The sequence below is a fragment of the Deefgea piscis genome (assembly GCF_013284055.1).
Classification (GTDB): domain Bacteria; phylum Pseudomonadota; class Gammaproteobacteria; order Burkholderiales; family Chitinibacteraceae; genus Deefgea; species Deefgea piscis.
Genome location: NZ_CP054143.1, coordinates 2,778,239 through 2,799,321, shown reverse-complemented (window position 1 = coordinate 2,799,321; position 21,083 = coordinate 2,778,239). Strand labels below are relative to the sequence as shown.

Here is a 21,083-nt window from a genome sequence, read left to right as displayed (position 1 = left end):
GCTTACACGTAACACTACAAACCTAACAACGCGGCCTTCTGCCAATCCATCGCCAAATCGAGCGCGTCGGCCAATCGGTCTATTTCCCGATCAAGCTGCGCATCAGCATCAGGCAATTGATCGATAGCCCCCTGCCAGCCGGCCCAAGCCAATAACGCCGTCAACGCGGGAAATTGATCAAATACACCATGCAAATACGTACCGATGATTTGCCCATCGGTAGAAATCACCCCTTCGGTACGGCCATCATCCAATTGCAACAAATCCTGCCAGCCATCCCCACGCAAAGTACTTTGCCCAACATGAATTTCATAACCCTGCACCGCCAGCGCGCCCGCTCCCACAAAGCCATCCGCAATAAATTGCCCTTGCACCAAGCGCAATTGTTTCTCAGCCTCTAGTTTTGTCACCATGGGTATATACCCCAGCCCCGCACTAGACAATTGCTGCGATTCAATACCTACCTCATCAATAATAAGCTCACCCAACATTTGATAGCCACCACAGATGCCGATCAATTTACCGCCGTAGCGTAAATGCCTGGCAATCTGTTGATCCCAGCCTTGCTGGCGCAACCAAGCCAAATCGCCCTGCGTATTTTTACTCCCAGGCAAAATCAATAAATCGCACGCCGGCAAAGGCTGATTCGGGTTAGCAAATTGGCAGTTAATCCCAGCGATTCGGCGCAGCGGATCAAAATCGGTGTGATTAGATATATGCGGCAAGGTCGCAATGACGATTTTAAAGTCACCAGCAACACCGCTCGCGGTGCGTGGCACAGCGTCTTCAGCGGCAATGTCCAAACCATGTAAATACGGCACCACCGCCAACACTGGCTTGCCGGTTTTGGCCTCTAACCAATCACAACCGGGCTGCAATAGCGCAATATCGCCGCGAAAGCGATTAATAATAAAACCTTGAATTCGCGCCTGCTCTGACTCTGACAGACACGCCAAAGTCCCCACAAAATGCGCAAACACCCCGCCGCGATCAATATCGGCCACCAGCCACACTGGGCAATCGGCTTCTTCGGCAAAGCCCATATTGGCAATGTCACCAGCGCGCAAATTCACTTCCGCCGGGCTGCCTGCGCCTTCAACCAACACCCAATCGTACTGCGCCGCCAGCCGCTGCCAAGACTCAAACACCGCGGCGCGCGCGGTGGTTTTATACGCGTGATAATCCACCGCATCGAGGTTACCAATCGATTTGCCTTGAATAATCACCTGCGCGCGGCAATCGCTCGAGGGCTTGAGTAGCACCGGATTCATATCAGTATGCGGCGCCAAGCCACAGGCAAACGCTTGCACCGCTTGCGCGCGGCCGATTTCACCGCCATCGGGCGTCACTGCTGAATTGAGCGCCATATTTTGTGGCTTAAACGGGGCCACCGAAATACCTTGGCGCAGCAATAAGCGGCACAGCGCGGCGGTGAGCGTTGATTTACCGGCGTCGGAGGTGCAGCCTTGTATCATTAAAGTCGGCATAAAATCCAATCATAAACAGCAAAAACCGTGGTGCACCCTGCGTTGTTAGCCTATTGGCTAGCGCAAAGCCACGCCAAACAAGCAAGCCCCAACGTAGTGAGCAGCACGGTTGATTCAAAAGAGAAACTCAAAAAATCTTAACGCGGGATAAACCACGCCCGATCTGGCGTCGTGATTTCAACAATCGGGTGATGGTATAGCGCAGTCAGATGATCCGCGGTTAACACTTCCGCGCGCGGCCCCGCCAACCAGCGACCATCACCAAACAGCAGCAAGACGCGGCAATGCTCAGCGGCAAAAAAATGCGCGTGGTTCGGCTCATGCGTCACCATCACAATGGCGCGCCCCTTCGCCTGCTCTTCGCTCAGCACCTGCAGCGCTTGCTGTTGATGGCGTAAATCAAGTTGCGATAACGGCTCATCGAGTAATAACAACGGCGCATCTTGCGTTAAGGCGGTGGCCAACGCCACGCGGCGGCGCTCACCGCCGGATAAAGTCGCCAAATCACGCGCAGCCAGCAAGGACAAATCCAACCGCGCCAATTGCGCTTGCGCCAAAGCCACATCGGCAGCGCTTTCCCAAGCAAAACGGGATAAATGCGGATGACGGCCAGTCAGGGTTTTTTCCAGCACGGTGAGTGGGAACGGGCATTCATCTTGCTGCGTTTGCCACGCCAGCATTTTAGCGCGCTCACCATGCGGCCAATCGACCCAAGGCCGCCCTTGCAGCGCAATCTCGCCCGCGGCCAGCGCGTGCCAGCCGGCCATTGCCGATAATAAAGTACTTTTACCGCAGCCATTCTCACCCAACACCAGCCACACTTCCCCCGGCTGAATGTGTAACGACAAATCGCTAATTAAGCGGCGATCCGCTTGGGCAATGCTCACATGCTGCAACAGCATCGATGTCGGTTGAACGCTCATCGCACCGCCCGCCGACTTAATAAATACAAAAACGCCGGCACACCCAATAGCGCCATCACTACACCCACTGGCAACTGCTGCGGTGCAATCAAAGTGCGGGCGATGATATCGGCCCACAGCAAAACAATGCCGCCGGCCAACGTCGCCGCTGGCAATAACAAGCGCAAATCTTGGCCAATGATTAAACGCAGCGCATGCGGCACAATCAAGCCGACAAAGCCAATCATCCCAGCAGTAGTAACCGCCAAAGCGCTGGCTAAAGCGGCGGCAAAATACAGCACCCAGCGCAGCCGTTGGTGATTTAAACCCAAGGCATGCGCCGATTCGGCCGCCATGCCCATAATATTAAGCTCACGTGCCAAGGGCCAAACCAGCAACAATAAAACACACAACACCGCCGCCCCCGATTGCCAATGCGCGCCCGCTAAATCACCCATCAACCAAAATATCATGCCGCGCAATAAACCATCGGGCGCCATGCTCAGCAATAAAGACGACAAAGCGCCGCAAAATGCCGCCAACGCCACCCCAGTCAACAATAATCGGGTTTGCGTACTCGAGCGATCACGCCCAGCCAGCAAAAAAACAATCAAAATACTCAATAGTGCCCCCGTACCGGCGGCAGCATTCACCCCCAAAGTACCCACCCCGAGTAATAGCGCCAACAGCGCGCCGACACTGGCCCCGCCAGAAGTACCCAGTATATAAGGGTCGGCCAAAGGGTTACGCAGCAGTACTTGTTGCAAAGTCCCCGCCAAAGCCAACAAGCCGCCCACCACCAACGCCGACAGCGTGCGCGGCAATCGCAGCTCAAGCACCACGTCACGCGCCAACGCTGATTCGGCGTTGTCATACCAAAACTGCCATGGCCGCAGCGATGTACTGCCCACTGACACACTGATGGCCACGCTCAGCAATAGCACAAGCAATAACACGCTCAGCGTCAGCAACATTTTTTGTGGCGTTAACCGCGCCAAATTCATTTTTTTCCCCCAGCAACGTCTGTATGACCGCGCATTATTTAACTTGTCGAACTTGCTCTACCGCTTCACACATCGCTTGCGCGCCATCGACTAAGCGTGGCCCCATACGGCTAATGATGTCTTTGGGTAGCACATAAAACTGCTTATTTTGCGCCGCTTTTAGGTTTTTCCAGCGCTGCCAACTGGCTAACACGTCGCCCTTCACTCCCGGCTCGCCGCTGGTCATAATCGCATCTGGATTGGCCACCAACACCGCCTCGACATCCACTTTGGGGGTTAATTCTGGCAAATGGCCAAACACATTCACCGCACCACACAAGCGCATCACATCCGAAATAATCTGGGTGTTATTGATCGTCATTAAAGGCCGATCCCAAATCTGATAAAACACCCGCACTGGCGCTCGGCCAGAGTAAGTTTTTTCTAACCGCGCCAATTGCTCGCGATAGTGTTTCGCCGCCTTGGCCGCACCCGCTGTTTGCTGGGTTAATACCCCTAAGCGCTCCAGCACCGTTGGGATATCGGCCATTTTTTTAGAAAACGTCGTAAAAACCGGAATCCCTAGTTGCTTAATTTGATCAAGCTGGCGCTGTGGATTGCCGCTACCCCAAGCAATAATTAAATCCGGTTTCAGCGCCCGAATGCGCTCTAAATCAAAACCGTTATACCCACCAATGCGCTCAATTTCTTTGGCTTTGGCCGGATAATCACTGTAATTAACCGCGCCGACAATCAAGTCGCCCGCGCCAATGGCAAACAAATCTTCAGTCGCATGCGGCGCTAAACTAATAATGCGCGCAGCGGGTTTGGCTAGCGTCACCGTCACACCCAAATCATCTTGCACACTCACTGCCGCGCTCACTGCCCCAGTCACCAGCGAAGCACTCACGACCATCACGGCCAATTTAAATTTAAAGCTCATATTTAATTCCAACATTCCAATCATGATGCCAATTTGTAATACCGCGGCGCGACGTCATGCTGACGTCAAAGCACCAACGATCAACGCCAGTTGACCCACGCTGACCATCACCCAAACCTTCGATCAAACCAGTCCATCAAACCGCGCCAAATAACGCCGCCGTCGCGATTGGACTACTCATAAACCACGCATGCAAATACGAAGCCTGCAAACTACCTTGTCGGTATATGGCCTCAGCACTTGACCCTAAGCGGCATGGCGAACCATACCCTATAGGCTCAAGCTGCGTCTGCAATGTTGAATAATGAAACGTATGCCCACGCAGCGCCCCCGACCCCACGTCAAAACTTTGCGGCCCAAGCGCGGCTAAGCGGGTTTGCATACTCACCTGTGCAGGCAACACGCCCCACATCGCCTGCATCGTGCCATCGAGTAAAGTCAGCGATTCGCATATTGCAATCATGCCGCCGCATTCGGCCCAGATGGGTTTGTCCTCGGCCACATGCTGCGCCAGCGCAGCGCGTATCGTCGGGTGCGCGGCCAGTTGTGCCGCGTGCAACTCGGGGTAACCACCGGGCAACCACACGGCGTCGCAAGCGGGTAAAGCCTCGTGCGCCAGCGGGGAGAAAAACTGTAGTTCCGCCCCCAAAGCCGTCAAACACGCTAAATTAGCTGGATAAATAAAACAAAACGCCGCATCGCGGGCAATCGCAATCCGTTGCCCCGCCAGCAATGGCGCGATTTCGCTGGCAATCGGCGCGGCAAATTCAATTGTTGGCAAGTTTGGCGCGTTACCAATCGGCTGCGCCGCTAGCACATCGGCCAGTGCATCGAGCTTCTCGGCTAAATCGGGAATTTCTGCTGGCAGCGCCAAACCCAAATGCCGCTCAGGTAGCGGCGCAACGCGCCCAATCCAGCCTTGCCAGTGCGCAGACGGCACTGATTCTTGCAACATCTGCGCGTGGCGCTCACCCGCCACTTTATTGGCCAATACACCAAAAAACGGTAAATCCGCGCGGTAATGCGCTAAACCAAACGCCAGCGCACCAAAGGTCTGCGCCATTGCGCCCGCGTCGATCACCGCCAACACCGGCAAGCCAAACTGCACCGCCAAATCGGCGGCACTTGGCTCACCGTCAAACAAGCCCATCACCGACTCGATCAAAATCACATCAAAATCGCGCGCCGCTTGTGCCAGCATTTGCCGGCACAAATCTTCACCCACCAGCCATAAATCGAGATTATCCACCGGCGCACCGCTGGCAAAACCCAGCAGCAAGGGATCGAGAAAATCCGGCCCGCATTTAAAAACCTTTACGCGCAAACCTTGCCGCCGATACAGCCAAGCCAAGCCAGCGGTGATGGTAGTTTTGCCAGAGCCTGAGGATGGGGCGGCGATCAATAAAACAGCAGATGAACTCATAAAAAGTGAATACCTAGGTGTGAATCACATAGTTGCCAATAAACCGCACTGCTATGCCCTGCGCGGTAATGATTTGCACGGGTAGTTCTATCCGCCCTCGCCCTTTACGGGCCAGTAATTTCAAGCAATGCGCAAAATCAGTCTCGCCATTCACGCGGCATTCAGCGTTAATTGTTTCAACCACGGGCAATAAATAATCAATCTTGGCGTCTTGAATCACGATATGCGCGTGAATGCCTGCAGCATGCAATTGTGCAAACACCATACTCCAGCCTGCCAACACCGCAACGGCATACAAGCTACCGCCAAATGCGGTGCATTTATGATTGATGTTCGGCGAGAGTGGCGCACTAAGTTGCACTCGCTGAGTCGTAGCATGAACAACCTGTATACCAATTTCACGCGTTAACGGGATTTCTTCGTGTAGCGTTTTTTCTAGTAGCGGAGCTAACTCACTCATGACAAATTCCAATGCAGATAACGCGTAAATAGCAATCATCGTAGGGTGTCAATGAGCGTAGCGAATTGCGCCGCGAAGCAATTGCTCGTTGGGCGCAGCCTCATACGGTGCAACGGTGCAATTCGCGTTGCTCATTGACACCCTACCTTGTTTTTTTTGACATCAAGAAAACATGAGCAGCCTAGCCTTAAACACCCATCGCAGGGGCGATTACCACTCCAACCCCTTTTGCGCTCTGATACCAGACTTATACGCATGCTTTTCATCCGCCAACACCGTGACGGTATCGGCGATTTCATGCAATTCAGTAATCGCGGCGCGGCCGGTGACGACGACGTGTTGCATCTCGGGGCGTGATTCTAGGTCGCGCAATACGATATCTTTATCGAGGTATTTGTAAGATAAGCAGTACGTCAGCTCGTCAAGCACCACCACGTCGTAGCTTGGATCGTTCAGCATTTTGGCCGCCATTGCCCAAGCGGTTTCTGAGCGGGCTTTGTCGGCATCAAAATTTTGCGTTTCCCACGTAAATCCATCGCCCATCACATGCCATTCGCAGTGCTGGCCCAAAAAGGCTTCTTCGCCAGTGTCGGTGCGGTTTTTAATAAATTGCACTACGCCCACTTTAAGCCCATGGCCAATGGCGCGCGCGACCATACCAAACGCCGACGATGATTTACCTTTGCCGTTGCCGGTGAGCAAAATCATGATGCCGGTGTCGATATTGGCTTCGGCGATATGCGCGTCGATAATGGCTTTTTTGCGCGCCATGCGCGCAGCGTGGCGCTCGTTTCTAGCTTGGTCTTGACTCATACTGACAACTCCTAAACTCAAATAAATACAACACCGAAGATTTACTTTTCGCACAGCTGGCGAATATGCGCTTGAATCTGCGGCAAACCACGGGTGATGGCCGTGATGCCGGGAACGAGTAAATCTTCACTTTTGATTTCAAATACTTGCTGATTTTTTACTGCAGCAATGTCATCCCAGCCCGCCCTCGCGGTTACGGTTTCCGGCGCAAACGCTTGCCCACACCAACTACCCAGAATTAAATCTGGTGCGCCCGCAATCACTTGCTCAGGGGTCACGGTGCGATCTTTAGCACGCACTTTAGGCGCAATCTCGGCAAAAATATCGTCGCCACCGGCAATCGAGATCAGCTCCGACACCCAGCAAATACCGGTATACAGCGGTGTATGCCATTCCTCGAAATACACTTTGGGACGCCACGCAAAGCGCGTCGCCGCCAATTTGGCAGCAGCAATCTGCGCGCTTAACTCGGCGACTAAGGCATTGGCGCGTTCAGTACAGTCAAGCAATAAGCCCAAGGTGCGAATCATGTTAAATATGCCAGCAATCGAGCGCTGATTAAAAAACAGCACTTCATAGCCCGCTAAAACGCACTCTTTGACCATCTCACCTTGTAAGCTTGAATACGCCAAAATCAAATCGGGTTCAACGGCCAAGATTTTTTCGACTTTGGCACTCGAAAACCCGCAAATAATCGGGTGATTTTTAGTCACGCCAGCGGGGTGGCGCGAAAAGGCCGAGATGCCGACAATACGATGCTGTTGCCCCAAGGCATACAGCACTTCAACGGTTTCGCTACTTAAACAAGCAATTCTTTGCGGGCCGTGCATGGTTGATCCTAAGTCGATTGTATTTGCGCTGCGGCGCGCGCCAAACGCTGCGCAAACTGCGCCTGTTGCTGCTGCGTTAACGCACCAAAACGCAGCGCATCCACACCAACATCTTTGGTATTAAACACCCGAGCATATATGCCATTGGCTGCCAGCGCATACCCCCATTGATCAATCTGATCGACCAGGCAAAACTGCATCAGCGGATGCTCGCTGCTTGGGATTAAACCGTGCGTTATTAATTGCGCGCGCATCGCTTGGCCCACTTGCTGCAAACGCGTTTTTTGCAGTTGCTGCCACGCCACATCCGCTAAGGCCAATTGCCCAGCCCATAATGCGGGGCCGCTCACCGACCATGGGCCGATAATTTGCGCCAAAGCCGCCAATATGGCTTGATCAGCAAAAACCAGCCCCAAACGCAGCCCTGCCAAACCAAAAAACTTGCCAATACCACGCAAAACAATCAAGCCAGAGCGATGAGGCTGACTCGCGGCTTGGCACACACTCTCGGCGGCATCAACATCAATAAACGCCTCATCAACAATTAACCAAGCACCACGCGCGGCCAATCTGGCGTGCATGGCCAATAATTGCTGCGCCGTCCAACAGTGCCCATCAGGATTATTGGGATTGACTAAAATCAGCACGTCCAGCGTATCGAGCGCGGCATCGATCTCGTCTCGCGCCAGTAAACACACCGTATGCCCTGCCAACTGCCAACGCCAAGCATGCTCGGCATACGACAAACGCAAAACGCCGACGCGGCAAGGCGCGCGCAACTGCGGCAAAGCCACAATTGCCGCTTGCGATCCCGCCACCGGCAAACACTGGGCACTGCCGTAATAGCCTTTAACCACCGCCCCAAACTCAGGGCTGATTTGCGGCAAACGCTGCGCGACCGATTCGGGCATCGCGGGCAAAGGGTAGCTATAAGGCGAAATCCCCGTTGAGCAATCGAGCCAATCGGCGTCACCGCCACCAAAACGCGCTTGTACTGCCAATAAATTACCACCATGCCGTGGCGCCGCATGACATGGCTTGCCCTGTTTAAAATCTGCCACTATGAATCACCATCGCAAAGAATAAAACCAAAACCATCCCGCCCAGCCAACATGCCAGCGTGGTTTGAATGAGCTGAATGCTACGCGTGATATCTGGCGCACTAGCCAACGGGCCAAAGCCTAATTCAGGCCGCAGCTCAATTTGGCCATGATAAGGCGCAGCACCGCCTAAGCGAATCCCCAGCGCGCCCGCGCCCGCGGCCATCACCGGACCGGCATTAGGGCTGTCCCACAGCGGCGCTTGCTGTCGCCATGCCATGAACGCCAATCGAGTTTGCCCGAGCAAAGCGTAAGATAGCGCACACAATCGCGCCGGAATCCAATTGAGCGCATCATCCATGCGCGCCGCACAACAGCCAAAGCGCTGCCATTGGGGTGTTTTATATCCCCACATCGCATCCAAGGTATTGGCCAAGCGATGTACGAGTGCGCCCGCGCCACCCAACAGCATGAAATAAAACAAACTGGCAAAAATCGCATCCGCGCCGTTTTCTAAACACGACTCCACCGCACCCGCGGCGACTTGGGATGCATCCAGCGCTTGGCAATCACGGCTAACAATTTTTTGCAGTTGCGCGCGCGCCAAGGGTAAATCGCCAGCCAATAATGGCGCACCAATCGCCGCCACATGTGCCAATAAACTGTTTGCGCCCAGCGAAAACCACAACGCCCAAGCATCGAGCGCATACGCCAATAGCGGCGAAAATTGCATGACTTGCCAGCGCAGGGCAATAAACAAACCCAGCGCGCCGCCGACTAACACCAGCCAAGCCAAACCACCGCGCAATAGCAAGCCAGCACCGCGATTGAGTCGCAGCGCTAGCATGTTGGCGAGTCGGCCAAAGCCGACCAAAGGATGGTAGCGACGTGGCTCTCCCCAGCAGCATTCGAGCAGCAGCGCGACGCACAGCGCCACCAACAGACCAGCGGGGTTAAGCCACACCATACTTACTTAGGCTGCCAGCGCACACTGACAATGCCATTGATGCCCAAATTGCCATAATCGGTGGCCATTTGGTAGTCACGGTTAAATAGATTGTTGACGCGAGCGTGCAATGACCAATCTTTATCAATCTGATAGCTTGCTGCCAAATTAGTCAGCGCGTAACCGGCCAAGACTTTTTTATTGGCGGCATCATCAAAACGCTGGCCTTGCGCCTGCATTTCAACACGGGCCATCCAAACCGGCGTTTCCAAGCCAACATACACTACGCCAGCGTGCTTAGCGCGGCGCGCCAATTGCCGGCCTTTATTAGCGCCTGCAGAGGTATCTTTCGCATCAAGATAGTCGTAGCTTGCGCCAGCGATATACCCCGCGTATTGCCAATCAGCAGTCAGCGTTGCGCCACCTAATTGAGCAGTACCAATATTGCTTGGCTGCCACAGACCCGACGGCGTTGGCGCCCATTCAATCAAATTGGTAACTTTATTTTCATATACCGTGAGCGAGCTTTGGAAGCGGTTATTGGCAAAGCGAACAAACACTTCTTTGCTATTGGATTCTTCCGGCTTAACGTTTGGATTACCTGAACCTGGCCAATACAAATCATTAAAGCTTGGCGCTTTAAATGCGGTACCCATGGTGGTACCAAGCGACCAATCATCGTTCATTTGCCAAGCCAAGCCCAGCGTGCCGGTGTTATTACGCCCGTATTGCGAATTGTCGTCGCTACGACCATTCAATTGCAGCGTTACGTCCGACACTGTCACCAAATATGCCGCCAAAACGCTATTAATGCGGCGATGATTAACACTGTAATCGGTGTCGCTAGTGACTTTTTGCCCTAGCGTTTCTGCGCCCACTTGCACTGTGCCACCCAAAATCGACACATCATTCACCCACGACAGCAAGGTTTGCTGGGTTTTGATTTTGCTGACTTTGTCTTGATAATTTGTTGCCGAAAACGGCGTATAGTTGCGGCCTTCGTCGATACTGGTACCGGCTTTAAAATGGCTAGTCCAGATGTCGTTCCATTGGTTTTTTGACCACACATTGGCGCTACCATTAAACGATTTGTCGCGATAATCGTAGCTTTGCGCCACTGGCTTATACGCTGAATTGCTAATTGAACCGTCGTAATGATTTTCGCCCCACGCCCCCAAAGCGCTTACGCCAAAAGCATGCTGGGTGTTGATTTTATGCTGGGCCGCCAGCGACAGACTGTTATTTTCATAACCGTCTTGATCAGGATTGTAATTGCTATTTTTTGGATTCACGATGGCGTTCACGCCGTCGGTTTTAAAATGCGCGGCAGTGATTGAATAGCGCGTCGCGTCATCACCACCGGCTAAAGTGGCTTTGGCATCGATGGTATTGTGATTGCCGTAACCGATTTCGGCGCTTGATTTAGCATCGCCTTGGCGCGTAAAAATCTGGATCACGCCGCCAATGGCACCGCTGCCATATAAGCTGGCGGCTGGGCCGCGTAAAATCTCAACCCGCTCGATTTGATCTAATGGAATATTTTGTAGCGATGCGCCGCCCAGCGTGGCCGAGCCAAAATTCACGCCGTCGATCAACACTAGCGTTTGCGAATTATTGGCGCCGCGTAAGTAAACCGAAGTCGATTTACCCGGGCCACCTAAATTACTAATTTGAATGCCGGGCTGGCGCGATAGTACTTCTTGTAAGCTGGAATTGCCTTGTGCGGCGATGGCTTCACGATCAAGTACGGTGACATCACCAACGACTTCGCGCAGGGGCTGCGCAATGCGCGTGGCGGTCACAACCACGTCATTCAGCTGGGTCACTTCGGCCATTGCAGGAATGCTGGCCAAAGCGGATAAAATCAATAGGTAGGTCTTGCTAATACTGGTGTTCATTTAGGTCTCCGGCAATACGCCCGTTGCATATTGCATTTTAAAAACAGGAAACCGCGCAGAACACATCACCGTCGCATGAACGACAAGACCATTCCGCCACGGCGTCCCTGCCAGTGCGTCAATATCGCGATGAGCGCGATCAACAAGGCCGGTCTCCGGGCTCTCCAGAAAATACATCGCCTTCCCACCCTTCGGGCAGTGGCTCAAGCCAAGCGCATCAATTGCGCGGTGCTTGGTGATGTATCCATACTGAATTACCGTTGCAGGGGCAGCACAGGTTTTAAACCTGTTTCCCGTTTAAATTAATCGCTTACACGATCAATCACCTTGAATGGCGGGCATTGTAACGTAAACGCCACGCAGTCACCTTTCTGGAATATGACTAATGCTTAATCTGAAAATAGTCCCAAACAAGTTACAACATTAAAACAAGGACTTAGCCGCCATCAGTCTGCTGCAATTGATTTTCTAGATTGCAATATTTTTCTGCGCAGAATATGATTTACATCAAATTTCACAAATTACTGAAAATTCAAAACATACATGAACCTCACTCCTTTGATTCAATCCTTTGTGTTGCACTTTGGCGAAATGGGTAGCCGCTGGGGCATTAATCGCACTGTTGGGCAAATGTATGCCTTGCTGTTTGTTAGCGAAAAGCCACTGAATGCCGATGAAATGGCCGAAGCGCTGGGGTTTTCCCGCTCGAATGTCAGCATGGGACTCAAAGAGTTGGAGTCTTGGCGATTGGTGAAATTGCAGCACTTTCCGGGGGATCGCCGCGAATACTATTCAACGCCCGAGGATGTGTGGGCGATTTTTAAAACACTGGCAGACGAAAGAAAAAAACGTGAAGTAGAACCGACTTTGTCGATGCTGCGCGAAGCACTAATGGAAACGCCCGCCAACGAAGCCGAGCGCCATGCACAAGCCCGAATGGGCCAAATGCACGATTTGATTGACCTGACGACCAGTTGGTTTAGTGACATTCAAAAATTAGACGTGGAAACACTGAAAAAACTCATGACACTGGGCGCGCAAGTACAAAAGTTTTTAGAGTTTAAACAAAAATTATCATTCCCTCGCTCAAGCGAGAAAGAGTAAGGAATCACCATGCTGCCCGAAGCCACCGGTCTACTCGACCCGATTGTATTAGCGCGAATTCAATTTGCCGCCAATATCACTTTTCATATTTTATTCCCAACGATTAGCATTGCCATGGGCTGGGCTTTGCTGTTTTTTAAACTGCGCTTTAACGCCACTGGCGAGCAAAAATGGCTGGATGCGTATGGCTTTTGGGTCAAGATCTTTGCGCTGACTTTTGCGCTGGGCGTTGTCACCGGCATTACCATGAGTTTTCAATTTGGCACCAATTGGCCGGGCTTTATGAAAACCGTCGGCAATATCGCCGGGCCATTGCTGGCATACGAAGTGCTCACGGCGTTTTTCCTTGAGGCGACGTTCTTGGGCATCATGTTGTTTGGCCAGAAAAAAGTCAGCAACCGGATTCATACGCTGGCAACGGTGTTAGTGGCAGGCGGCACCACGCTGTCGGCCTTCTGGATTATCGTGCTCAATTCTTGGATGCAAACGCCGGCCGGCTTTGAAATGATTAACGGCCAAGCGCATGCCACGGATTGGTTGGCGATTATTTTCAACCCATCAATGCCGTATCACTTAAGCCATATGCTGCTGGCTTCTGGCTTAACGGTGGCGTTTTTACTGGCGGGGGTATCCGCTTTTCGCTGGATAAAAGGCCAACGCGACGCCAGCATTATGGCTGCACTCAAAACCGGTGTTTTTCTAGCTGCCGCCTTAATTCCACTGCAAATTTTGCTCGGTGATATGCACGGTATTAACACGCTCAAACATCAACCGGCCAAAATCGCCGCCATTGAAGGGATTTGGCATACCGAACGCGGCGCACCGCTCACTTTGTTTGCCCTACCGAATGCCGAAACTCAAACCAATGATTACGCGATTGCGATCCCAAAACTCGCTAGTTTGATCTTAACGCATGATCTGAATGGCGAATTACAAGGCATTAGCGCCTTTCCTGATCACCCACCAGTGGCCAAAGTATTTTGGAGTTTCCGCGTGATGGTCGGCGTGGGCATGTTGATGCTCTTAGTGAGCTGGCTGGCGGCATGGCAATTGCGCGGCGGCAAAACCTTGTCGCCAACGGTTTGCAAACTCTTGATCGGTATGACGTTTAGCGGCTGGGTCGCCACCGTTGCTGGCTGGTATGTGACTGAAATTGGTCGTCAACCGTGGTTGGTGTACGGCGTACTTAAAACCAGCGATGCGGCGTCGAACGTCGGCGGCGGCATGATTTTAAGCACCTTAATTATGTACCTCACGCTGTATGCCTTCTTACTCGTTTCATATGTTTCGGTGGTGTTTTACCTCGCTAAAAAAGCAGGCCACCCTGCTCAGGAGCAATAATCATGTTGAGCACAATTGATTTGGCCTACTGGCTGCCAGTGATTTTTGCTGGCTTGATGGTGGTGTCGATGTTCGCCTATGTTGTTTTGGATGGGTATGACCTTGGCGTCGGTATCTTGCTTGAGCTAGAACCCGATACCAAAGAAAAAGACAAAATGATCGCCTCGATTGGCCCATTTTGGGATGCCAATGAAACTTGGCTGGTGTTGGGGGTTGGCCTGTTATTGGTGGCCTTTCCTTTGGCGCACGGCATTATTCTCACCGCGCTGTATTTGCCGGTGGCGCTAATGCTGTTGGGGCTGATTTTACGCGGCGTGGCGTTTGATTTTCGCGTTAAAGCGCGAGCCCATCATCAGCCACTGTGGAATCGACTATTTTTTGTTGGCTCATTACTGGCCACCGTTTCGCAAGGCGTGATGCTGGGCCGTTACATCACCGGTTTTGCGCCCGGCTGGGGTGCTTGGGGTTTTGCCCTGTTGGTCGGCGTGAGTTTGGCCGCAGCCTATGCCCTATTGGGTGCGGGCTGGTTATTGATGAAATCAACCGGCGCTTTGCAGCAGCGGGCGATTGTTTGGGCGCAAGGCAGTTTATGGATTGCGATTTTGGCAACCGTGTTGGTGTCGGTGGCCACGCCGTGGATTAGCCCACGCGTATTTGCGCTGTGGTTTTCAGTGCCGAACGTCTTTTTGCTCGCGCCAGTACCATTGATGACGGCGATTTTATTTGCCGTGATCGGCTTTGCGCTACCGCGCTTGGCGCAGCGGCAAAGAAACGGCAATGATAATTTTTGCTGGATCCCTTTTGCCGCCACGGTGGGCATCGTTTTATTGTCGTTCTTTGGCTTGGTGTTTAGTATTTTTCCGCACTTGGTCATCGATCAGCTCACCATTTGGCAAGCTGCGAGCAGCCCTGAAGCCTTACTGATTATGTTTTGCGGTGCAGCGATTGTGTTACCGACGATTATTGGCTACACGATTTATTCGTACTCCGTCTTTTGGGGTAAAGCTGGCGAGCTCAGCTACGACTAAAGCATTGCGATTTTGTCTCCGCTTTAAGCCATCCTGCGGGATGGCTTTTTTTTACGCCCTATCCATGCAAATCAAACCAGCTAGCAATCTCGATTTCAATTTGTTGATGATCACTTTGAGGTCACGATTTAACTAAACTCGGAAATGCGCCGCGCTTTAAACCTAAAAACCTAGGCGCAGGCGTAGCCGAGCACCTTCGCCGAAGGCGAAATAATAGGTTCTCCGTAGGAGAAATAGTTTTTCCTTATTGTTTTTCCTTATTTTTTGCTGTTTTTTTCGCCAAAGGCGAAAAACCCAAAAAAATTTTTCTAGCTTCGCCACTCAAACCTAAACCAGGGTTGCGCGGGCGGCGCGGACGGCAACGGCAAGTAAACAACCCGTCTCACCATATAAAACTTGATCTTTTGGCTTTTGCTGTTAATGGCGCAGCCATCTTCGCCGCAGGCGAAACCCAAAAAAAATTTTCAGCTTCGCCACTAACACCTAAACCAAGGTTGCGGGCGGCGCGGCGGCGGACAATAAGGGCACTAGCCCGCATGAAAAGTATCAATCCACAGCGTTGGCGCACGCGGCTCACAAGCCGTTTAATCAAGTACGCGTAACAAACCCACCGCTACGCCACAAAACAAGGCCATCGCCAGCGAAATCGGGGGCATGGCATCCGTACCATCACGCGGCACTCTGCATATACGCCCTGATTTTCGCCACAGGCGAAAAACCCAAAAAAAATTTTCTAGCTTCGCCACTTAAACCTAAACCAGGGTTGCGGGCGGCGCGGCCGGCCATTGCTGATAGATATATTTCCAATTGCTTGTTTTGTGCGTAAGATAAGCGGCTTTATATTCTCCGCCCACGACGATGCATCAGCACCTAATCCGCCGCGCCACTGCCAGTGATGCAAAACATATTGCACTGCTACTCACGCAACTGGGCTACCCCGCCAGCCAAGGCGACGCCGCCCAGCGTATTGCCTATATGGCAACGCCGTTTAATGCGCTATTTGTTGCTTGCACAAAAGAGAACGACACCCCGCTCGGCCTAGTTGGCATCCATCTGTTACCCATGCTGCACTGCAGCGCTTTGCTCGGCAAAATCACTGGACTGGTCGTTGATGCCAGCGCTCGCGGCCAAGGCGTAGGATCGGCGCTGATGCAAGCGGCAGTTGATTTTGCCACTGAGCATCAAGCACCCAGAATCGAAATCATCAGCGGCAACCATCGCCCAGAAGCGCATGCTTTCTACCGAAAACTGGGCTGCGTAGCCACCGAGCAAACCAAATTTAACCTACTCACGCCAGTACACAGCGCATAAAAAAAGCGCCATCTTGATGATGGCGCTTTGACTAAAAAATAAATATCTCTGCAATCGTTAATCGAAAAAACCAGTCAATCCGCAGCCCCATCTAGCTGGCACTGCCTAATCAACCAAGCTCCTCACTTTGATAGGTATTAATCCACAAGCCATATTGCACAAGGTCTAGCATTAAATACCTAGCTTAATATTTCTTGATTATGCTAGGGTCTGTTGACGTTTGGTTTTCGGTCGCGCTGGAGCGATTTTCGCGGCAGATCAAGGCATTTTTGCGACCAATAACCCGTTATTCGAGCATGAAATAACGCAGAGATGCCGCGAAAAGCGCCCAGCCCTTAGGGTTTGGCTGTTTTTGGCCTGACACTGCGTTGAAAAACGCTTGCATAGAATGACTATGCCACGCGTCTTTCGCCTTGTTTCAGGCCAAAAGCAGCACAAACGCGATCCGCAAACCAAACGTCAACAGGCCCTAGGAGTCGATTTCAAATAAGTGCATTATTTAAGCTGTCGGCTAAAGCCGACCCTACCCGATCATTGACTTGCTAAATGCAAGACAGGCAAATCGCTAATTAAAACCGCCCCGACAAACTCAGCCCCAAAAATGGCATCGTCGCATAGCTTTCACTAATCAAAGCTTCACCTTGTTGATTGCGGATTTTAAATTCGCCGTTCAATGCCGCGCCAGCATAAAAATCTAGGCGTGTGCTGGGCGCGAATTGATAACCGGCACGAACAAATAACGGTACCGAGTTGTTTTCTAAAATACCATTGGCGGCAATGGGGTTATCACTGGCTAAGCGATTTTGGTAACTGCGCCATGTGCCACCGGCAGCAAAATCCCAAACACTGGACGCTTTCCACGACAACTCCAATCCTGCTGGGCCAACAGGGCCGGCGACAAAGGGGTTTTTTAAGCTGAGTTGATCGCTAATTTGCCAATTGAGTAATACAAACGGAAATACCACGTTTTCATCAAAACTCTGCCACGCGCTCACACCCAAACCCAGCATTAAGCGCGGTGAAAAATAATGCGCCACATAGGCATTACCACCCCAATTGATACTCTCGCCCTGATCGGCCCCCGATTCGGCCGCATATTGCACGCCCGGCGTTAGGCCAAAAATCCAGCCATCGGCCGTCACAAAACGATAAGGCACCGAGAGCTCAAGCCGATTTAAATCTTGCCACGGCGTTTTTCCGCCCCAAGCCACTGGTGCATCAAAATGCCATTGCTGTTGGCTGGCGTTCAGCGCCAAACCAAGGCTGTGCTGTGCATCAATTTGCTGATTCACACTCAGTGACGCCATCAACCATTCGCTACTGACTTCGCCGCCAGCCTCTAAATCAGCATTGGGCATCACCACTGGTGTGACGCTGTAATTGATCGTCGCTTCGCTCGCGACCGCGCACCATGGCAACAAAGCCAAAACTGCTGTGATTAAGGTTTTTTTCATTAAAACGTCGATATAAAGTAAGAATTTGCTCGCGAGTTTAGCGACACCTTTTACGCAACGCGATTTATTTATCGGCGGTGTCGCGCCAATGTTCATTTGTCAGTTTGCAGACATAAAAATACCCCACCAAACCTCGGCGGGGCTATTTAATTCGGCGATATTCAGATGGGTGTTGCCGTGGCTGCGAGCCCCCACATCAACACCTCACCCAACGTTGAATGCTCGCAATTACTCGTATTGATCCATGCTAGGGCAAGCGCAAATCAAATTGCGATCGCCATACACATCGTCAATCCGATTTACCGACGGCCAGAACTTGTTGTCGAGCACGTACGGCAATGGGAAGAACGCCACTTCACGCGAATACGGACGATCCCAATCAGCGGCGATGTCGTTTTTGCTGTGCGGTGCATTTTTCAGCGGATTATTTTCCGCTGGCCAAACTCCGGCTTGCACTTGATCGATTTCTTGGCGAATCGAAATCATCGCCGCGATAAAACGATCGAGTTCAGCTTTAGATTCTGACTCAGTCGGCTCAATCATCAAGGTACCCGCCACCGGAAAACTCATGGTCGGCGCGTGAAAGCCATAATCCATCAGGCGTTTGGCGATATCGACTTCGGTAATGCCACTCGCCGCTTTCAGTGGGCGAATATCAATAATACATTCATGCGCCACGCGGCCATTCGCGCCGGTATACAGCACCGGATAATGCGCCGACAATTGCTGCATCATGTAATTGGCGTTCAGCAGCGCGATTTCCGTAGCATGCTTCACGCCGCCCGCGCCCATCATGGTGATATACATCCACGAAATCGGCAAAATCGACGCCGAACCAAATGGCGCTGCCGATACCGCGGATTGACCTTGCGCGACGCTGGCGTCGCCTTGATCAATATTGGCCACCGCGTGATTGGACATAAATGGCGCTAAATGCGCTTTCATGCCAATCGGCCCCATGCCCGGCCCGCCGCCACCATGTGGAATGCAGAAGGTTTTGTGCAAATTCATATGGCTCACATCGGCACCGATATCGGCTGGGCGAGTTAGGCCCACTTGCGCGTTTAAGTTGGCGCCATCCATATACACTTGGCCGCCAAACTGATGCACAGTGGCGCAGATGGCTTTAACCGCGGTTTCAAACACGCCGTGCGTTGATGGATAAGTCAGCATCAACGCCGCCAAATTCGCACCGTGTAATTCAGCCTTGGCTTTCAAGTCAGCAAGATCAACGTTACCGCTGTCATCGCAATCAACCACTACGACTTTCAAGCCCATCATCTGTGCGGTCGCCGGATTGGTGCCGTGCGCTGATTTCGGAATCAAGCAAATATCGCGATGCGCTTCATTGCGGCTGTCGTGATAACGACGAATCGCCAGCAAACCGGCGTATTCGCCCTGCGCGCCGGAATTGGGCTGCATACAAATGGCGTCAAACCCCGTAATCGCTTTGAGCTGATCGGCCAAGCCGTTAATCATTTCAAAATAACCCACCGTTTGCGCTTGCGGGGCAAACGGGTGGATATTGCCAAATTCAGCCCAAGTCACTGGAATCATTTCGCTGGTGGCATTGAGTTTCATGGTGCAACTACCCAATGAAATCATCGAATGATTCATCGCCAAATCACGATTTTCGAGGCGTTTAAGGTAACGCAGCATTTCGTGTTCGGTGTGGTAGCGATTAAATACCGGGTGCGTTAAATAGGCCGAGGTTCGTTGCAACGCAGCAGGAATCACTTCGCTGCTCGCCACGTCGAGCGCGGCCAAATCAGCAGATTGACCAGTAAACAATTGAATCAACGTTGCCAAATCGTTTTGCGATGCCGCTTCATGAAAAGCCACGCTCAACACTGAGGCCGACACTTGCAGCAAGTTGTAACCTGCCGCCAAGGCTGCGGCGTAAATACTCGCCGTTTGCGCGCCAGTATTGACTTGCACCGTATCAAAAAACGCGTCGTGAAGGATTTTCCCTCCCTGAGCGCGAACGCCTTGCGCAAACAAACTCGCCAAGCGATGCGTGCGCTCGGCAATGCGTTTAATCCCCGCTGGACCGTGATACACGGCGTACATCCCCGCCATATTGGCGAGCAGTACTTGCGAAGTGCAAATGTTTGAGTTGGCTTTTTCACGGCGAATATGTTGCTCGCGTGTTTGCAAAGCCATACGCAGCGCGGTTTTACCTTTGGCATCAATCGACACGCCAATAATCCGGCCCGGTGCCGAGCGTTTCATTTCATCTTTAAAGGCAAAGTACGCCGCGTGTGGACCACCAAAGCCCATTGGAATGCCAAAACGCTGGCTGCTGCCAATCGCCACATCCGCCCCCATTTCAGCCGGTGATTTAAGTAGCGCCAAAGCCAATAAATCCGCCGCCACAATCGCCACACCACCACGCGCTTTAAGCGCTGCAATCGGCGCAGTTAAATCACGCACGGCACCATCAGCGCCCGGGTACTGCAGCAAAGCACCAAAATAATCATCATCACCGGCGGCCGTTACCGCGCCGATCACCAGCTCAAAGCCGAAGTATTGCGCGCGAGTCTTTACCACATCCAGTGTCTGTGGCAATACCTGTTCATCTACGAAGAATTTCTCGGCTTTGACTTTCGAAATCCGCCGCGCCATCGCCATCGCTTCGGCCGCTGCCGTGGCTTCATCGAGAAGCGACGCATTGGCTAAATCCAGCCCCGTCATATCGATAATCATTTGCTGGTAATTGAGCAAAGCTTCTAAACGACCTTGCGCGATTTCAGCTTGATACGGCGTATACGCGGTGTACCAACCTGGATTTTCTAGCACATTACGCAAAATCACATTCGGCGTGATGTTGGGGTAATAGCCTAAGCCAATAAAGCTTTTATTGACGATGTTTTTCGCCGCGATAGCGCGAATTTTGGCCAAGGCGTCCACTTCAGATACAGCGTCCGGCAAAGGCAATTTTTGCTTAAAGCGAATGTCATCAGGAATGGTTTGCGCGACCAAGTATTCAATCGAGTCGGCGCCAATTTGCGCCAGCATCGCCGCTTGATCGGCCGCATTGGGGCCAATATGCCGTGCAATAAATTCTTCGTGGTTAAACAGTGTAGAGAGCGACATGAAGCACCTTTTAATTCTTTACCA

At 52.2% G+C, this 21,083-nt stretch carries 17 protein-coding genes and 1 riboswitch; of the genes, 4 read left to right on the top strand and 13 right to left on the bottom strand.

Going from position 1 to position 21,083, the window contains the following annotated elements; translation table 11 throughout:
- Positions 1-14: 14 nt before the first annotated feature.
- From HQN60_RS13095 to HQN60_RS13045, 11 genes are all read right to left on the bottom strand, one after another.
- Entirely contained in the window at positions 15-1,487 is a 1,473-nt protein-coding gene (locus HQN60_RS13095; protein WP_173534072.1) for a cobyric acid synthase, read from the bottom strand.
- 137 nt (positions 1,488-1,624) lie between these two features.
- Positions 1,625-2,410, bottom strand: a complete 786-nt coding sequence (locus tag HQN60_RS13090) for an ABC transporter ATP-binding protein (protein ID WP_173534071.1) — start codon at positions 2,408-2,410, stop codon at positions 1,625-1,627.
- Complete coding sequence (locus HQN60_RS13085; protein WP_173534070.1) at positions 2,407-3,393, bottom strand: FecCD family ABC transporter permease; 987 nt, start codon at positions 3,391-3,393, stop codon at positions 2,407-2,409. The genes HQN60_RS13090 and HQN60_RS13085 overlap by 4 nt, the downstream gene beginning before the upstream one ends.
- Before the next feature lie 34 nt (positions 3,394-3,427).
- Positions 3,428-4,315, bottom strand: coding sequence for a cobalamin-binding protein (locus tag HQN60_RS13080; RefSeq protein ID WP_173534069.1), 888 nt, complete (start codon positions 4,313-4,315; stop codon positions 3,428-3,430).
- A 136-nt stretch (positions 4,316-4,451) separates the two neighbouring features.
- Positions 4,452-5,738, bottom strand: a complete 1,287-nt coding sequence (locus HQN60_RS13075) for a cobyrinic acid a,c-diamide synthase CobB (RefSeq protein WP_173534068.1) — start codon at positions 5,736-5,738, stop codon at positions 4,452-4,454.
- Positions 5,739-5,751: 13 nt separating this feature from the next.
- The gene (locus HQN60_RS13070) at positions 5,752-6,198 is read right to left on the bottom strand and encodes a YiiD C-terminal domain-containing protein (protein WP_173534067.1); all 447 of its coding nucleotides are present in this window, start codon (positions 6,196-6,198) and stop codon (positions 5,752-5,754) included.
- A gap of 210 nt (positions 6,199-6,408) precedes the next feature.
- Positions 6,409-7,011: a cob(I)yrinic acid a,c-diamide adenosyltransferase gene (gene cobO / locus HQN60_RS13065; RefSeq protein WP_173534066.1), complete on the bottom strand. Its 603-nt coding sequence runs from the start codon at positions 7,009-7,011 to the stop codon at positions 6,409-6,411.
- Between the two features lie 41 nt (positions 7,012-7,052).
- Positions 7,053-7,841 (bottom strand): ABC transporter substrate-binding protein, encoded by a 789-nt coding sequence (locus tag HQN60_RS13060; RefSeq protein WP_173534065.1) that lies wholly within the window; start codon positions 7,839-7,841, stop codon positions 7,053-7,055.
- A gap of 8 nt (positions 7,842-7,849) precedes the next feature.
- Complete coding sequence (cobD, locus tag HQN60_RS13055) at positions 7,850-8,902, bottom strand: threonine-phosphate decarboxylase CobD (RefSeq protein WP_173534064.1); 1,053 nt, start codon at positions 8,900-8,902, stop codon at positions 7,850-7,852.
- Positions 8,889-9,848 (bottom strand): adenosylcobinamide-phosphate synthase CbiB, encoded by a 960-nt coding sequence (cbiB, locus tag HQN60_RS13050; RefSeq protein WP_173534063.1) that lies wholly within the window; start codon positions 9,846-9,848, stop codon positions 8,889-8,891. Before cbiB ends, cobD begins: the two co-directional genes overlap by 14 nt.
- Positions 9,849-9,850: 2 nt before the next feature.
- Positions 9,851-11,725, bottom strand: coding sequence for a TonB-dependent receptor domain-containing protein (locus tag HQN60_RS13045; protein ID WP_173534062.1), 1,875 nt, complete (start codon positions 11,723-11,725; stop codon positions 9,851-9,853).
- Between the two features lie 129 nt (positions 11,726-11,854).
- Positions 11,855-12,070: riboswitch (cobalamin riboswitch) on the bottom strand.
- A gap of 198 nt (positions 12,071-12,268) precedes the next feature.
- Between HQN60_RS13045 and HQN60_RS13040 the strand changes: the two genes are divergently transcribed.
- The 4 genes from HQN60_RS13040 to HQN60_RS13025 all read left to right on the top strand — a co-directional run bounded on the left by HQN60_RS13040 (position 12,269) and on the right by HQN60_RS13025 (position 16,509).
- The gene (locus HQN60_RS13040) at positions 12,269-12,829 is read left to right on the top strand and encodes a GbsR/MarR family transcriptional regulator (RefSeq protein WP_173534061.1); all 561 of its coding nucleotides are present in this window, start codon (positions 12,269-12,271) and stop codon (positions 12,827-12,829) included.
- 9 nt (positions 12,830-12,838) lie between these two features.
- Positions 12,839-14,170, top strand: coding sequence for a cytochrome ubiquinol oxidase subunit I (locus HQN60_RS13035; protein ID WP_173534060.1), 1,332 nt, complete (start codon positions 12,839-12,841; stop codon positions 14,168-14,170).
- 2 nt (positions 14,171-14,172) lie between these two features.
- The gene (locus HQN60_RS13030) at positions 14,173-15,198 is read left to right on the top strand and encodes a cytochrome d ubiquinol oxidase subunit II (protein ID WP_173534059.1); all 1,026 of its coding nucleotides are present in this window, start codon (positions 14,173-14,175) and stop codon (positions 15,196-15,198) included.
- 858 nt (positions 15,199-16,056) lie between these two features.
- Entirely contained in the window at positions 16,057-16,509 is a 453-nt protein-coding gene (locus HQN60_RS13025; protein WP_173534058.1) for a GNAT family N-acetyltransferase, read from the top strand.
- 569 nt (positions 16,510-17,078) lie between these two features.
- Here the strand turns inward: HQN60_RS13025 and HQN60_RS13020 are convergent.
- Together HQN60_RS13020 and gcvP are read right to left on the bottom strand one after the other, a co-directional pair.
- Positions 17,079-17,963, bottom strand: coding sequence for a DUF6268 family outer membrane beta-barrel protein (locus tag HQN60_RS13020; protein ID WP_173534057.1), 885 nt, complete (start codon positions 17,961-17,963; stop codon positions 17,079-17,081).
- Between the two features lie 228 nt (positions 17,964-18,191).
- A complete protein-coding gene (gene gcvP / locus HQN60_RS13015) occupies positions 18,192-21,059 on the bottom strand; it encodes an aminomethyl-transferring glycine dehydrogenase (RefSeq protein ID WP_173534056.1) in 2,868 nt (955 codons plus the stop codon).
- Between the last annotated feature and the right edge of the window lie 24 nt (positions 21,060-21,083).